The following is a 15,542-nucleotide window of genomic DNA, read 5'->3' on the forward strand; positions in this document are numbered from 1 at the left end:
AAGATGGAGGGGTGCCGTTGCGGCACGCAGGGACTCCGGGCAGGCCACATGGGCCGCCGACCGAGGAAGGGACAGGCCATGGCGCTCACGCGCGAGCTGATTGTGGGAACCGCCATGGGAATCCTGCGCGAGTACGGCCTTGGCGATCTCACCATGCGCCGGCTGGCGCGCGATCTGGGCGTGCAGCCGGGAGCACTGTACTGGCATGTGAAGAACAAGCAGGAACTGCTCACCATCCTGGCGGGGATGATCCTGGAACCAGTGGAGAAGACTGCCGAGGTTGGCATTCGATCCTTGGCACTGCAGGTCAGATCGGCACTGCTGGCCGTGCGCGATGGTGCCGAAGTGGTGGCCCTGGCCCATGCACTGACACCCGAAACCCCCTCACCCCTCCTGCGCTTCGCCCCGCTTCTTGCGGCCCGGGGACTGGCGCCCAGGGATGCCGTATGGGCGGCCGGCGCGCTGGTGCACTACGTCCTTGGCGCCGTCACCCAGGAACAGACCCGCGCCGGATTCATCGGCGCGGGCCTGCTAGCTGACAACACCGCTGACACGGACGCAGCATTTTCCTTCGGCCTGGAGCTGTTCCTGGCCGGGCTGCCCGCAGAAGGCTAGGCCGGGACTCCTTCCGTCTGGCTGCTGGCCTCCCCCAGGTGGCCGCGCAGGGTCGTGGCCGTGTATTCCGTCCGGAACAGGCCGCGTTCCTGCAGGACCGGCACCACCATCTCCACAAAGTCGTCCAGGGATTCCGGCAGCAGCGGCGGCATGAGGTTGAAGCCGTCGGCGCCGCCTTGCTCAAACCATTGCTGGATCCCGTCGGCCACCTGCCCCGGCGTGCCGACCATGGTGGCATGCCCGCCGCCGGCCGCGAGCCGGCCCAGCAGCTGGCGCACCGTGGGACGCTCGGCCTCGATGATCCGCAGGATCGTGGCGTAGCGCCCGGCAGGGCCCTTGAAGTCCGACGCCGGCGCCAGGGCCGGTACGGGTGCGTCAAGTTCCCAGCCGCCCGTGTCCCGCCGGACAAAACCGCCGAGCCGGGCAAGCGCCGTCTCCACCGGCAGGTGCGCGTCGGCGGCCGCCTGCTTGGCCAGCGCCTCCTCCCGGGTGGCTCCCACGTAGGTCACCAGGCCAGGCATGATGACCAGGGAGGCCGGGTCACGCCCGGCGGCGGCGGCCCTGCACTTGATGTCCGAGTAGTACGCCTGTGCGCTGGGCAGGTCGTAGGCGACGGCGTAGACACCCTCCGCGTACGTGGCCGCCAGCTCCCGCCCGGGTTCGGAGGCGCCGGCCTGGAACAGCACGGGGCGTCCCTGCGGCGGGCGCGGCACGTTCAGCGGGCCGTCCACGCTGAAGTGTTGACCGGCGTGCAGCAGCGGGCGAATCCTTGAGGTGTCCGCATAACGGCCGGCGCGGTCGGCCACAATGGCGTCAGCGTCCCATCCATCCCACAACCCGTACAGCACCTCGATGAACTCGGCGGCGCGTGCATAGCGCTCCCCGTGCGGCGGCAGGGAGTCCATTCCGTGGTTGCGGGCCTCGGCGTCGAACATGGACGTCACGACGTTCACGCCGGCACGGCCGCCGCTGATGTGGTCCAGAGAGGCGAGCATCCGGGCAGCGTGGAAGGGCTCGTAAAACGTCGAGGAGACGGTGGCAACCAAGCCGATCCGCTCGGTGGCCCGTGCGATGGCGGCCAACGCCGTCAAGGGTTCCAGGTGCCACAACGGTCCGGCGGAGGGATCCCCCACGGATTGCCCGTCGGCGAAGAAGATGGCGTCAAAGAGCCCCCGTTCGGCGGTTTGGGCCAGCCGCTCGTAAAGGCCGATGTCGGCCAGCCCCTCCAGCGGGGAGTCCGGCAGCCGCCACGCCGCCCCATGGTGGCCGCAGCCGTGCAGGAACGCGTTCAGGTGCAATCGGCGCCCCGGCTTCTGGGGCCCGGATGCGGAGGCGGCCATCAGTTCATCACCAGCCCGCCGTCGACCATGAGGTTCTGACCCGTCACGGAACGGGCCCACGGGGAGGCAAAGAACAGCACTGCGTCGGCGAGCTCGGCCGGCGTCGTGACCCGGCGCAACGGGGTTGCCCCAGCAATGTAGTCAAACACCGCGTCGGGGGTGGCGGCACTCGCGTCGGTGGTGCGCAGCAGCCCGCCGGAGACCATGTTCACGCCGATGTTCTCGGGGCCCAGGTCCGCCGCAAGGGTGCGGGTCAGGGACAGCAGTGCCGCCTTGGCGGCGGTGTAGTCGTGGTACGGGACGACGGGGTTGCTGAAGAGGTTGGTGCCGATGTTTACGATCCGACCACAGCCGGCGGCCCGCATGCCGGGCAGGGCAGCCTGGGCCGTGTTCAGCGCTCCCCTGACGGAACCTGAAAACTGGGCGTCAAAGTTGGCCCAGGAGATCTCACCGGCCGAGGGTCGGGCGTCTCCGTTGAAGGAAAAGTCCGCCAGCGCGTTGTTCACCACCGTGGTGACAGGCCTGCCGAAGTGGCGTTCCGCCTCCTTGAACATCGCGGCAACCTCCTCCTGGCTGGTGACGTCGGCCCGCACTGCGTACGCCTTCCCCGCACCGGCCGAAGCGGCCAGTGCCCGTGCGCCCTCCTCGCTGTTGCGGTAGTTGACCACCACGCGGGAACCGGCATCCAGGAACGCCCTGGCGATGGCGGTCCCGAGGCCGCGGCCGGCGCCGGTGACAAGGACGGTTTGTTCTGACAATTCCATGATGTTCCACCTTGAATAAGGCGAAAAGATGGCACGGGCGCGCGAGATTGGCTGCGCGGAAACCGGCATGACATCCCTTCGCTAGTACTAACTAGATCAGGTTCAACGGGTGTTCTTCTCAGCCCCGAAGGGGCACCCCGTGTCACTGCCAGCGAGTCTAGCCCAGTCCCGCCGCGTCCCCGCGCATTGTTACGGCGCTCCCCTATGTCCGGGCCAGGGCGTCAATGTCTTCCAGGAAGTCCTGGGCGACGGCGTCGCTGACGGTCGCCTTCGTCTCGGCGATGGTTTCCAAATAGTCCGCCGTGACCGGGCCGCGGCGGACGGCGCCGTCGGCACCCGGGCCGGGGCCGGCGTCGAACACGGCCTTTTCCAGCGCCCGCTGGGAGGCGCTGCGGGCGGCAAACTCGATGTCCGCGGGCGAGAAACCCGTGCTGGCCGCGACGAGCCGGGGCACGTCCACGTCCGCCAGCACGGACTCGGGGATGAAGCGGTTCCACATCGCTGTGCGGGCCTCGTCGTCAGGCAGGCCGATGGGGATGACGTAGTCGAAGCGGCCGTGGCGCAAGAACGCCGAATCGAGCGACCGGATGAAGTTCGTGGCGCACACCAGCAGCCTGCCGGGCTGGTCACGGAACGCCGGAATGATCTTCAGCAGCTCGTTCGTGACACCCTGCATGGGCGACGGCGGCTCCCCCGAACGCCGCGAAGCGATCTCCTCGACCTCGTCAATAAAGACGACAACGTGCTCCAACTCCGCAATTTCAAGGAAGGTCTGGCGCAGCGCACCGGCGAGCCCGCCGGATTCCCCCGCAAGGCGGGACGGGAACACCTCCACGAACGGCCACTCAAGTCGCGAGGCAATGGCCTTGGCAAAGGTTGTCTTGCCTGTCCCGGGAGGACCGAAAAGCACAACGGCGCGTGGCGGCACCACGCCGAATTCCTCGGCAAGTGCCGACTCGGCCAACGGCATGACGAGCCTGCGCTCGAGCAGTTCCTTTTCGGCTGCCATTCCGGCCACCCGGTCCCACAAGTCGCGCGGGAGGACCCTGCCACCCAATTCCTCCAAGGCGCCACGTTCCGCGCGCTGGACCGGGATGCGCCGTTCAAAGTACCGCAGGTTCTTTTTCACCACAAAGCCGCGGTTAGTGAAGGCCTCAACCCGCGTTTCCGTCTCCGGCATGAGCGCCGAGAGCTTGTTCAGCCCGTGCGTGGCCATACGGTTTTCCACGGCGGCCAGCAGCAGGGTACCAATGCCCTTGCCGCGGAGGACGGGCAGCGTTGCCAAAAAGACTATCCATCCTTGATCATGGGCGGCCCGTCCGACAGCCGCACCGACAACTTGGTCCCCCTGGATGGCCACCACGGCATGGTCCTTCTCGCAGGACGCCAGGACTTCGGAGAGGTCATAGACGGGATCAACACCGTTTTCGCGCAGCGACTGCCACAACTCGAGGATGCCCTCGACGTCCTGTGAATGAAAATCCCGGATGGTCCATGCCGTCATGTAACTGCCGCTCCTTTGCGTTGACGCTGACCTGCATCATGTCACTGTGTCCCACGTCACGGCAAAACGGGAAACAATTCCGGGTGCCGCAACGCTGTAACTCTATGAAAACAATCTTTGCAGCATCCGTGCACTCAGCATTAGGAGAACCAGAACCTTGAGTATTGACATTGCCACCGAAATCGAACTTAACGACGAACTCATCCTGGATCCCAAGGCTGCCGCGGCGCTGTTCCTTGAGGCTCGCACCGCCAACGCCTGGTCGGATGAGGAAATCTCGGATGAGACACTGCAGGCCGTCTACGCTTTGACGAAGATGGGCCCCACAGCCATGAACATCCAGCCCCTGCGCATCACCTGGGTCCGCTCCGGTGAAGCCCGCCAGCGGCTGGTTGAACACATGAATGAGGGCAACAAGGCAAAGACCCTGACGGCCCCCATGGTTGCCATCCTGAGCTTCACGAACGAGTGGCACGACCTACTCACCACCACTGCGCCCCACATGGCCGGAATGGTCCCCACCTTTGAGGCGAGCGTTGAGACACGCAACGCCATGGGGCACAGCAACGCGCACCTGCAGATCGGCTACTTCATCCTGGCCGCCCGTGCCGCAGGTCTGGCCGTTGGCCCCATGACGGGAATGGACGCCGCCGGCATCGACGCCGAATTCAACGCCGACACATCCCGCACGACCATCATGGTGGTCAACCTTGGCAAGCCCGCAGAAGACGCCTCCCGCGCCCGGCTCCCCCGCTTGAGCTTCGAGACGGCCACCGAAACCTTGTAACAATCAACCCCGTCCCTCCGGCCCCGCCGGAAAGGGGACACCGGCGCGCTGCCCGCGGTTTTTCACCACAGGTAGCGCGCCTTTTTGTGCCCCAGGGCCAAATGGAGCGGTGTTGGTGATCGGAGCGAGGAAGTTCTTCTGACGCTTTTTCAGGCATCGGATCAGCGAAAGCAAAAACCCTGAACCCGTCATGTCAGCTCGGCACTGCCCTGCGGCACGTAACGTGCCGAACATATCTGCCCTTTCGCGATTGCTATCGATAACATACAGTTTGTGTGATTTGTATCTCTCCGTTCAGCAAAGGACAAAAACTTGCGTTCCATGTGGAAAAAAACACTAGCGATGGCGGTGGTGACACCGGCGATGCTCCTGACCATGGCAGCCCCTCCGGTGATGGCCGCCCCCGGTGACCCTGCGTCGACCAATCTCGCCCTGGCTTCAGCTGGGGCCACCGCCACCTCCTCGGGTGACGAGTCCACCACGAGCAACGGTGCGGACCTTGCCATCGATGGCAGCGGCACCACACGTTGGTCTTCAGAACACTCCGACAACGCACAGCTGACGGTGATGCTGGCCAAGCCCGCCGCGATTGACAAGATTGTCATCAAGTGGGAAAAAGCATGTGCAGCCCAGTACAAGCTGCAGGTCTCAACCGACGGCGTGACTTTCGTGGACGCCACGGATACCATCTCACGGGCCGACTGCGCGCCGGAGACACCCGACACCCAGACCATCAAGTCTGCCCTTGCTGGCACAAAGTACCAGTACGTGCGCATGCAAGGCATCGCCCGCACCCCCATCTCGGGAACAAAGTGGGGCATCTCCCTCTTCGAAATGGAAGTTTGGGGCGTCCCTGCTGCTCCCGCCAAAAACATTGCCCTGGCGACGGCCGGGGCATCGGTCACCGCCTCCGGCCAGGAAGTAGCCAACCAGTGGGGCCCCGGTCTGGTCATTGACGGCGACACGGACAGCACCAAGCCCAACGCCCAGCAGTCCCGCTGGTCCTCAAACACAGCAGATAACGCCAACATCACCATCAAGCTGGCTGCCCCGACCGTTGTTGACCACGTGGCCATCGTGTGGGAAAAGGCCTGTGCCGCAAAGTACAAGCTGCAGGTCTCCACTGACGGCACAACCTTCGTGGATGCCACGGGTGTGATCACCCCTACATGCAACACGCGAGACGTGCAGAAATTCAATGCCGACGTTGCTGGTACCGCCTACCAGTATGTTCGCATGCAAGGCATTGAACGTACCCCGATCGGCGGCCAGAAATACGGTATCTCCATGTGGGAGTTCGAAGTCTGGGACGGCGCCGAAGCCACCACGCCAACACCAGTGGCAGAGCCCATCAACCTGATCCCGCTGCCGGTCAACATGGAAACACCAGACAAGGCCCCATTCAAGCTGGGCACGGGCTCACGCATCGTTGCAAACAATGCAACCAGCAAGAAGAGCGCAAACTTCCTTGCCCAGATTTTCCGCACCTCCACCGGGCTGGCGCTGCCGGTGGTGGACGGCAGCACCGGCGACGCCGATGACATCGTGTTGCTTCAAACCCCCGGCAACATCCCCAATCTGGGCGATCAGCTTCAAGCCGAGGCGTACACGCTCAGCGTCGATGCGCTCACCGGCACCAAGATCACCGCAGCCACGGACGATGGCATCTTCAACGGCGTCCAGACGCTGCGTCAACTTTTCCCGGCCTTTATTGAGTCAAAGACGTTGGTCAACGCCACGTGGAACGCTCCGGCCGTGGAAATCTCCGACGCTCCCCGTTTCGACAAGCGCGGCATGATGCTTGATGTCGCCCGTGAATTCAAGAATCCCACCGAAGTCAAGGCCATCATTGATTCGCTGGCCTCCTTCAAGATCTCCACGCTGCATATGCACCTTGCCGACGATCAGGGCTGGCGCATCCAGATCACCAATGACGGCAAAAAAGCCGGCGACGACATTGACTACAACCAGCTGACAGAAATCTCCGGCAAGGGCGGCATGACCCAGTTCGGCCGCACCTACAATGACCTTCTAGGCAACACGGGCTTCTACACCCAGGCTGAATACAAGGACTTGGTGGCCTACGCCGCCGATCGTCACATCGAGATCATTCCTGAGATTGACGTTCCCGGCCATACTTCGGCTATTTTGCACGCCATCCCGCAACTCAACACGGCAAACACCAAACCGAGTGTTGACGAGTGGGGTGTAGTTCCCGAAGACGGAACCGGCAACGTCGGATCATCCACCTTGGATGTGGATGCCCCGCAGACCTGGACGTTCCTTGAGCACGTCTTCGGCCAGATTGCCGGCATGACAACCACCAGCGATTACATCCACATCGGCGGCGACGAGTCACACGTGACTCCGCACGATGACTACGTCCGGTTCATCACCAAGGCAGTGTCACTCATCCACGATTTGGGCAAGAAGCCCATTGGCTGGAACGAGGTCGCCATTGGCGGCCTGCAAGCCGGGGACGGCATTCAGTACTGGACCGGTGGCACCGCCGACACGTTGACGGCCATCAAGACCAAGGGCGCCAAGCTCATGGTTTCCAATGGTTCCACGGCGTACCTGGACATGAAGTACAACTCCAAAACCCCGATCGGCCTGACCTGGGCCGGCATCGGCGACTTCCCTAAATACTATGACTGGAATCCGGCGGCTGTCGTCAAGGACGGCGCGGCCAACCTCGCTGATGCGTCCATCCTTGGTGTCGAAGCCCCACAGTGGTCCGAGACCATCCGTGGCGGCAAGCAAACTGAATTCATGGTCTTCCCGCGCGTGATTTCCTTTGCCGAAATTGGCTGGACCCCTCAAGCCAAGCGCAATGTCGCTGACTTCAAGGTTCGCATGGCATCCATGGGCGCACGCCTGTTGGCACGCGACACCAACTTCTATGACGGCAGCGAAGCCAAGTGGCGCTCCGCCATGGCAGGCTTGCCCGTGGCAGTCTCTCCAGCCAAGAGCCTCAAGCTCGACGTTGGCCAGTTGGCAGCCCCCGGCACTAAGGTTTCCGCTGACGGCGCCACCATTGCCGTTGATGCTGTTGACGATGCCGACGGCGTGAGCGCCTCAAGCATCGTGGGCAATTTGGGTGTAACCGTCAACTGGGGCGATGGGACAGCCGCTAGCCCGGCAACTTTTGTTCCCAACACGGCCCGCAACCACATGTCAGCTGGCAGTCTTTACCAGCTGCAGGGCACCCACAGCTATGCGACGGCTGGAACCTACACCGGCACCCTGACTGCTTCCAACGGCACGACGGCACAGTTCATCGTTGTTGTTGCCGCAGGCACAGCAGACCCCAAGCTGCCCTACGTGTGGGATTCAACCCAGACTCCGACGTTGACAACGACCACAAGCACCGTCCGGGCCGGATACCGGGCCTTGACCACCTTGACGGGGTTCAAGCCGGGTGACTATGTCACCCTCAACCTCGGTGGCAACAAGGTGGGTACCGTCCTCCCCAACGCCGAAGGCAAGGTAACCCTGCAGATGCCGGTTTACCCCAGCACCTACGCGGGCAAGAACACGCTCACTGCCACACAGGGCGAGCGCACAGCCACCACCTCCTTGGATGTGGAATCAAATGTGGTGCCGCTTGCTAACAAGATCACGCAGAGCGATATTAAGATCGCCTCAGTCTCCTCGGAAGAATTGACGGGGGAAACCGCTCCCAATGGTCCAGCCGCAGCCCTGCTCGATGGCAAGAAGGAAACTTTCTGGCACACCAAATGGTCAAGCCCGGCAGGAAATTTCCCGCATTCGGTGGTCTTTGACCTTGGCAAGAGCTATGACGTAACAGGCTTCGAGTACACCCAGCGCCAGTCAAACACCAACGGTAAGTTCAAGGACTACGAGCTTTACGTTTCCGACAGCACCACCGACTTTGGCACCAAAGTGGCCAGCGGTTCATTCTTGGACGTGGCGCGCCCGCAGGTCATCAAGATTCCAGGGAACAAGGCGGGCCGGTATGTGAAGCTGGTGGGCCTGAACTCCATTGCCGGCAACAACTTCGGCGGCGGCGCGGAAGTGAACATCGGTGGCCTGATTCCCGGCACCCCGGAACCCACGGCAACTCCGACGGCGACACCCACGGTTGCACCGACAACGGAACCCACCGTCGCGCCGACCGTCGCGCCGACTGTTGCACCGACTGTTGCACCGACTGTTGCACCGACAACGGAACCCACCGTCGCGCCGACCGTCGCGCCGACTGTCGCGCCGACAACGGACCCCACTGTCGCGCCGACTGTTGCACCGACTGTCGCGCCGACAACGGACCCCACTGTCGCACCGACTGTCGCGCCGACAACGGACCCCACTGTCGCACCGACTGTCGCGCCGACAACGAACCCCACCACTCCGGCATCCAATGAACCCACAGCGTCGTTGAATATGACATCTGTGGCCGCTGGTGGAGAGGTCACCATCACGGGGAGCAACTTCAAGCCGGGCACCACCGCCACATTTACCCTGCATTCGGACCCCGTTGTCCTGGGTACGGCGGTCGTGGCAGCCAACGGAACGGTGTCACTGACGGCCAAGCTGCCGACGAATGTTCCCGCAGGTGTGCACACAGTGGTCATCACCGGCACCGGCACCAACGGGGAAGCCGCCGAGGTCAGTGTCGCTCTGACAGTGGCAGCAGCCGGTAGCACCACGGTTGCCAGCCCGACGGCCAGTTCAACCGCTGACGATCTGGCCCACACGGGCGCAGGAACCACCCCGTTCCTGCTGGGCGGCTTGCTGCTGGTTCTGGCAGGCGCAATCACCGTGGTCAGCCGGCGCAGGAGGAACGCCTCACACGCCTAGTAGGCACGAGAAAGAATAATGCCCCAAGAGTGCGGGTCCCGCCAGCAAATGCTGGCGGGACCCGCTCTCTTTTCTATCGCTTGTGGGGGTCCGGTTGCCATCACCTCGGGGACGGGTCAATTTTGAAGCCAGGCGTTAGCTTGCGACAATCTAAAGATGCTTACTTTGGGAAATCAATTCACCCGCGCCCTAAAACCGGTGCTAGCAGGGGCTTCAGTTGCCCTTCTGGGACTGACGCTTGCTGCCTGCTCCCCAGCATCCACAGATGCTTCATCCAGCCAGGTGTCAGAGATCCCAGTCGCCCAGACGGCCGTTGAAACGAGCAATGCAGCGTCCGAAGCAGCCACGACAGCCCCCTCAGGGGATGCCGTCGCACGTCGCGTAACGGTGCACGTCAGCGGGGCCCGGGGCAGCGCCCTGGTCAAGTCAGTGATTGTGACCGGCGATGGCAAGGAGAGTGGTGGGGAAATGGTCCAACAGACGCTTCCCTACACACAGGAACTGTCCATTGCCGCCGGACAGGCATTCACCAAGGTATTCGTTCTGGCTAAATATCCCTCGGGCGCCACGGACGCCATTTCCTGCTCTGTGAGCGTGGATGGCAAGGAAGTCGCAGCCAACAGTTCAAGAAACCACCAACCTGTCGAGTGCCTGTTCATCGAGAAGGACTCCAAGTAGGTCTGAAATCCCGTGCCGAGTAGCGTCCTTCCTTACACCGGCGTCTCGGGGAGCGGCTTGCCTTGCAGCTTCGGATCCGTGTTTTACGGGCGTGCGCCAGCTCCGTTCGCCCTCAGAGCGTGCCCAATTCGTCGATGATTGGCGTTTTCGCCATTTCCCTGATGGCCAGGGCAGCCCCGCCGCGCGCACCCGTCGTAGCACCCGGGGGCAATGCAGCCTGAACAACGGAAATATGGGAGCTTGTCAATGGCAGCGTGTGGCTTTTCAGGGCCATTGCGAGGGGACCCATGAAAGGCTCGCCTGTCTGTGCCAGTTCCCCGCCTATGACCACCAGCTCCGGATCAAGCAAGTTGGCAATACCCGCAAGGAACCGCCCTGCCAGCGCGCCAACTTCGGCAAGGATGGTTAAACAGACGGGATTGCCCTTTGAGGTCTCTCGCAGTACGTCGGACCAATCCGCCGTCGCCCCCAATGCAGGGCGCAACAATGAGAGCACGTGGGCGGTACCGGTGCGCTGCACCAAACATCCGCGGTTACCGCAAGGACACGGGGCACCGTTGATGTCCGTTGACATGTGCCCAATTTCTCCTGCAGCTCCAATGCTTCCACGGTACAGTTGCCCTTCCGTGAACAGAGCCATGCCCACACCGCTGGAAAAGCTGAGATACAGCATATTGTCGCTGCGCTGTCCGGCGCCCCATCGCTTCTCCGCAAAGCCTTCCAACCGCGAGTTATTCTCGACAAAGATCTGGAAAGGCAGGTGGCGGGCCAAAATACTCCGCACGTCAAGCATGGACCAGGGCTGTCCCGGGAGTGAGCCGCCCACCATGTGTGTTCGCCGGTCAATCTGCCCGGGGATACCCACACCGATACCAACGATCTTGGCATCGTCGATACCTCTTTCCTCCAGCATTGTGCGCAGTGCCCCAGCCGCCGCTGCCACCCGGGAATCGGCGGTGTCGGCGGCATCTACACAGAATGCTGTCTCGGCTACCGTGTTGCCGGCCAAGTCGGAGGCGCTGATGGCCACCTGGTCAAGGGTGAAATCAATGCCCAGGCTGAAACCGGCCAGAGGGTTGATGCCCACGAGTTCATGACCGTGCCTGACCGCTTGAAGTTCCGGTTTGAGGTTCCGCACAACATTGCGTTCCAACAGCTCATTGGTGATGTTGGTAATGGTGGTCCGCGACGTCTTCATCCGGCGCGCCAGCTCAGCCCGGTGAAAAGGCCCCTCATTCAATAACAGCTCAAGTACTTGACGCGTGTTGGTAGCCCGTAGTCCCTTTAAAGAACCGCCGTTAGTTGCCATTGTCAGCTTCCACCCATATGTTTTGCCTCATCTACGACCTTTCGCGCAGAAGCTCGGCCAGGAGCCCGAGCTGGCGTGGATCTTCCAATGCGGAGCCTACTGCAATAACCCGCGCACCCGCGTCAAGGAACTCCCCCGCGTTGTGGGCGTCCATACCGCCGGTTGAGACGAACTTCAGCCCGGGGAACGGTCCACCCATGGCTTTTAGCCAGGATGTTCCCAAAACGCTGGCCGGAAAGGCCTTGACCCAGTTAAGGCCTTGCCCCGTAGCCACCTGAATATCGCTAGCTGTCGCAACCCCTGGCAGATGAGCCAATCCGGCTTCAGCGCACGCCTGAATCACCTCAAGATTGGTCCCAGGGCTCACTGTGAAAGCGGCCCCGCAATTCTTGGCCTGCGCCACATGCCCCAGGTTCACAACCGTCCCAGCACCAGCCACCAAACCGCGTTCTCGGGCGGCCTGCGCCAACGCTTCCAAGGTCTTGAGGTCCTGGGGAGTCTGGATGGGCACCTCCACACTCCTCACGCCGATGTCCCACGCTAGCTCGGCTACTTCCAGGGTGCGCTGCACGCCCAAGCCCCGCAAAATCGCCATGATCGGGGCGGTAGAAAACATGGTGTCAAAGAACTCGTTAGTCAATGTCTGCCGCTTCTTTCTTAAGTGCTTGAAAATCGCTGGTGCTGGACAGGGCTCTGACTGCAAATTGGTGCCCTCGTGCCAGTCGAATGGAGGCTTGCTCCCCGTCGAGCATGGCTGAAAGCCACCCTGCTGCAAACGCGTCCCCCGCTCCCACCACCTCCACGACCTCCACAACTGAGGCCGGAACAAAGGTGGAGGCGATGCCACCAAATTCTGTGGCACCAACGGCGCCGTCCTTGACGATCAGCGTGTCCGAACCACCCAGCAAGTCCCGCACATCACGGGCAGTCTCAAGGCCCGGCCACAGCATCTGCGCCTCATCCAATCCAACGAAGGTGTAAGTGGCTTGCCGTGCATAATTGAGCAAAACCTCCGCAGCACTCTCAACACTCCACAGCCCCGGGCGGTAGTTGACGTCGAACGACACCATCACGCCTTCCCGCTTGGCCCTGTCAAAGAGGCTCTGCACAAGCTGTCCGCACGACTCGGAAAGAGCAGGGGTGATCCCTGACAGGTGCAGCAGCCGCACCTTGTCCCACGGCAGCAACTCCACCATTTCAGCCCCCATGAGGGCTGCCGCGGAATTCTTGCGATAGTAGTGCACGGTGGTTGAATCCACGCCGGGGTTTTTGAACATCACCCCCGTCGGAGCGCCAGGAGTAACGCCTACGTATGAGGTGTCAACGCCGTTCCGTGCCAGCGTTTGTGTCACCCTCCTACCCAACGGATCGTCGCCAACCCGGCTCACCCAGGCAACAGCGTGCCCCCAATCGGCGAGCCACTGGGCCAGGTTCGATTCTGCCCCGGCCGTCGCGACTGAAAAAGTACTCGCCGTTTCCAGCGGTTCGGCCGTCATCGGGGCAACAACTGCCATCGTCTCGCCCAGGGCGATTACATCGATCACGGCGCTCCCTCCGTGCTCTGAGCCACCGAGATTCTCAAGGGCCCGCGGTAAGGGCGTGCAGAGGGCCCGCCCACCCCGACAGTGACGCAGAACAGCTTCCCGGCGTCGGGCTGCTCCTGCTCCCACCCCTTCTCCAGCCATCCGCTGCAGGAGGTAATAATGAGCAAGTTCCCTGCGAGCGCTACGGCAGTTGGCCGCTGCACGGGGACATTGACGACGGCGAGAAGCTCACCGCCGGGTGAATATCGGTGCACGGCCCAGCCGTCCCAGAGCGCAACCCAGATGCAGCCTTCGTCATCCACGACCAGCCCGTCGGGATCCCCCGCGCCGGGGGGAAAAACAACCAGGTCCGTGGTGCCGACGATCCCGGTCTGGGCATCGATGTCGAAGCGGCGAAGCACCCGAGTGCTCGTGTCCACGTAGTAGGCGCTGTGGCCGTCCGCGGAGAAATCCAGCCCGTTGGATATCCCGATTCCTTCCAGAACAACTTGGCCGGTTCCCGAGGTATCAAAACGCCACAGGCGCCCCTGCCCGAGGACACCGTTGCGCCCCATCGAACCGACCCACAGGTTCCCTTCGGTGTCTGCTGCTCCGTCGTTGAAGGCCGTCGGACGGCCGGCTTCCGGAGCTGCCAACGCGGACACGACGCCGTCGTGGGCAAGGTGGACCAGTTCACTCTCGCGCGCCATCACCCAGCCGGATCCGGGTTCCAGCAGCGGCGTTGCCGGTCCTGCCATCCCTGCCACGTCGATGCTGCGCAGCAGCTCAAAGCTTGTTCCCTTAATGGCTCCGATATGGACGTTGCCGCCGGTGATGTCCGTCCACAGTAGTTCACCGCTGCGGGCGTCAATTCTGGGTGTTTCCCCCAACTCGGCACGCGGCCCACCCATACAGACTGCCAACAAATCGATAGGCATGGTCCCTACCATTCCAGGAAGGAGTTGTCGTTTTGGCGCCAGATGGAGTTGCGCCAGCGGTGCGGGGTCAAGGCCGCGTGGCGAACCTTTTCCTCATCAATTCCGATGCCCAACCCTGGGGCTACTGGCCGCTGAATGTAGCCCGTTCCCATATTGAAGACCTCAGGTTCGCTCATGTAGTCAAAGAGGTCCGGACCTTCTTGATACCCCGCCCCTCGGCTCTGCTCCTGGAGCAGGAAGTTGGGGCTGGCGATGTCCACCTGCAAGCTGGCGGCAAGTGCTATGGGTCCGAGGGGGCAATGCGGGGCAAGCTGCACACCATAGGCTTCCGCCATTGCGGCGATTCTGCGCACTTCGGAGATGCCGCCAGCGTGGCTCAAATCCGGTTGAACAACACTGACGCCCTTGCCAAGGACCGTCTTGAAATCCCATCGAGAATAGAGACGTTCCCCCAAGGCCAGCGGGATCGATGTTGCCTGGGCAATCAGGCCTAGCTCATCGGAGAGCTCGGGCAAGAGTACCTCTTCGGCAAAGATGGGCAGATATTCTTCCATCAAGGGCAGCACCCGCCGAGACATGGCGGGGGTGAACCTGCCATGGAAGTCCAAGGCGATGTCCAGCTCGTCCCCGCCTGCTTCACGGACTGCGGCCAGCGATCTCACCATGGCACGAATGGTTCCCGCAGTGTCGAGGGGGGCCAGCTTGCCCGCGGGACAGAACTTCACCGCGGTAAAGCCCTCCGCCATCGCTTGATGTGTCGAATCGGCTAGCTCGGCTGGACTCTCCCCGTGAATCCAGGTGTACATGCGCACCTTCTCCCGAACGGGACCGCCAAGTAACTCATAGATGGGAACATCCAAGGCCTTGCCCTTGATGTCCCACAGCGCCTGGTCAATCCCAGCCACAGCACTGGAAAAGACAGGTCCACCCCGGTAGAAGCCACCCTTAGTCAAGACCTGCCAGTGGTCCTCGATCTTGGAGGCATCCTCACCAATGAGGTAGTCGGACATCTCCGCCACGGCAGCCGCCACGGTTTCGGCTCGCCCCTCAACGATGGGCTCCCCCCAGCCAACCAAGCCGCTTTCGGTCTCCACCCTCAGGAACAGCCAACGCGGCGGAACTTGGAATGTTTCTATTTTCGTTATCTTCACGCTTAGTCCCTCAGTCAGAGATCTTCAGTCCTATGTGCTCTCATTCAGTTCGTGCAGCTCCAAGCCACCGAGCCAGAAAGGCCGCACTCCCATGAAAATCACTCAAAACTGT

12 protein-coding genes and 1 riboswitch are annotated in these 15,542 nt (G+C 62.5%); of the genes, 4 read left to right on the forward strand and 8 right to left on the reverse strand.

All coding sequences use genetic code 11. The features are described 5' to 3' along the window. Positions 1–78 precede the first annotated feature (78 nt). A complete protein-coding gene (locus tag AAGW05_RS11380; RefSeq protein WP_411804638.1) occupies positions 79–615 on the forward strand; it encodes a TetR/AcrR family transcriptional regulator C-terminal domain-containing protein in 537 nt (178 codons plus the stop codon). Here the strand turns inward: AAGW05_RS11380 and AAGW05_RS11385 are convergent. The 3 genes from AAGW05_RS11385 to AAGW05_RS11395 all read right to left on the reverse strand — a co-directional run bounded on the left by AAGW05_RS11385 (position 612) and on the right by AAGW05_RS11395 (position 4,223). Then, the gene (locus AAGW05_RS11385; protein ID WP_411804639.1) at positions 612–1,955 is read right to left on the reverse strand and encodes an LLM class flavin-dependent oxidoreductase; all 1,344 of its coding nucleotides are present in this window, start codon (positions 1,953–1,955) and stop codon (positions 612–614) included. The two genes, AAGW05_RS11380 and AAGW05_RS11385, sit on opposite strands and share 4 nt — an antisense overlap. After that, on the reverse strand, positions 1,955–2,719 hold the full coding sequence (locus AAGW05_RS11390) for a 3-oxoacyl-ACP reductase (protein WP_411804640.1): 765 nt from the start codon (positions 2,717–2,719) through the stop codon (positions 1,955–1,957). The genes AAGW05_RS11385 and AAGW05_RS11390 overlap by 1 nt, the downstream gene beginning before the upstream one ends. A gap of 56 nt (positions 2,720–2,775) precedes the next feature. Further along, a riboswitch (TPP riboswitch) is annotated at positions 2,776–2,869 on the reverse strand. Positions 2,870–2,921: 52 nt separating this feature from the next. Then, entirely contained in the window at positions 2,922–4,223 is a 1,302-nt protein-coding gene (locus tag AAGW05_RS11395) for an ATP-binding protein (RefSeq protein ID WP_411804641.1), read from the reverse strand. 157 nt (positions 4,224–4,380) lie between these two features. On the opposite strand from AAGW05_RS11395, the gene AAGW05_RS11400 reads away from it, so the two are divergent. The 3 genes from AAGW05_RS11400 (at position 4,381) to AAGW05_RS11410 (ending at position 10,509) form a co-directional block, all read left to right on the forward strand. Next, a complete protein-coding gene (locus AAGW05_RS11400) occupies positions 4,381–5,010 on the forward strand; it encodes a malonic semialdehyde reductase (protein WP_411804642.1) in 630 nt (209 codons plus the stop codon). A gap of 321 nt (positions 5,011–5,331) precedes the next feature. Then, positions 5,332–9,831 (forward strand): family 20 glycosylhydrolase, encoded by a 4,500-nt coding sequence (locus AAGW05_RS11405; protein ID WP_411804643.1) that lies wholly within the window; start codon positions 5,332–5,334, stop codon positions 9,829–9,831. A gap of 282 nt (positions 9,832–10,113) precedes the next feature. After that, positions 10,114–10,509 (forward strand): hypothetical protein, encoded by a 396-nt coding sequence (locus tag AAGW05_RS11410; protein ID WP_411804644.1) that lies wholly within the window; start codon positions 10,114–10,116, stop codon positions 10,507–10,509. 112 nt (positions 10,510–10,621) lie between these two features. On the opposite strand, the gene AAGW05_RS11415 is transcribed toward AAGW05_RS11410, so the two are convergent. The 5 genes from AAGW05_RS11415 to dgoD all read right to left on the reverse strand — a co-directional run bounded on the left by AAGW05_RS11415 (position 10,622) and on the right by dgoD (position 15,430). Beyond that, positions 10,622–11,707 carry an ROK family protein gene (locus AAGW05_RS11415; RefSeq protein ID WP_411804645.1) on the reverse strand — a complete coding sequence of 362 codons (1,086 nt, stop codon included), beginning with the start codon at positions 11,705–11,707 and terminating at the stop codon, positions 10,622–10,624. 142 nt (positions 11,708–11,849) lie between these two features. Then, positions 11,850–12,434 carry a bifunctional 4-hydroxy-2-oxoglutarate aldolase/2-dehydro-3-deoxy-phosphogluconate aldolase gene (locus AAGW05_RS11420; protein WP_411804646.1) on the reverse strand — a complete coding sequence of 195 codons (585 nt, stop codon included), beginning with the start codon at positions 12,432–12,434 and terminating at the stop codon, positions 11,850–11,852. A gap of 16 nt (positions 12,435–12,450) precedes the next feature. Then, a complete protein-coding gene (locus AAGW05_RS11425; RefSeq protein WP_411804647.1) occupies positions 12,451–13,362 on the reverse strand; it encodes a sugar kinase in 912 nt (303 codons plus the stop codon). Next, positions 13,359–14,279, reverse strand: a complete 921-nt coding sequence (locus AAGW05_RS11430) for an SMP-30/gluconolactonase/LRE family protein (protein ID WP_411804648.1) — start codon at positions 14,277–14,279, stop codon at positions 13,359–13,361. The genes AAGW05_RS11425 and AAGW05_RS11430 overlap by 4 nt, the downstream gene beginning before the upstream one ends. 5 nt (positions 14,280–14,284) lie before the next feature. After that, positions 14,285–15,430, reverse strand: a complete 1,146-nt coding sequence (gene dgoD, locus AAGW05_RS11435) for a galactonate dehydratase (RefSeq protein ID WP_411804649.1) — start codon at positions 15,428–15,430, stop codon at positions 14,285–14,287. Positions 15,431–15,542: the final 112 nt, after the last annotated feature.

The sequence above is a fragment of the Arthrobacter sp. LAPM80 genome, assembly GCF_046736435.1.
Classification (GTDB): domain Bacteria; phylum Actinomycetota; class Actinomycetes; order Actinomycetales; family Micrococcaceae; genus Specibacter.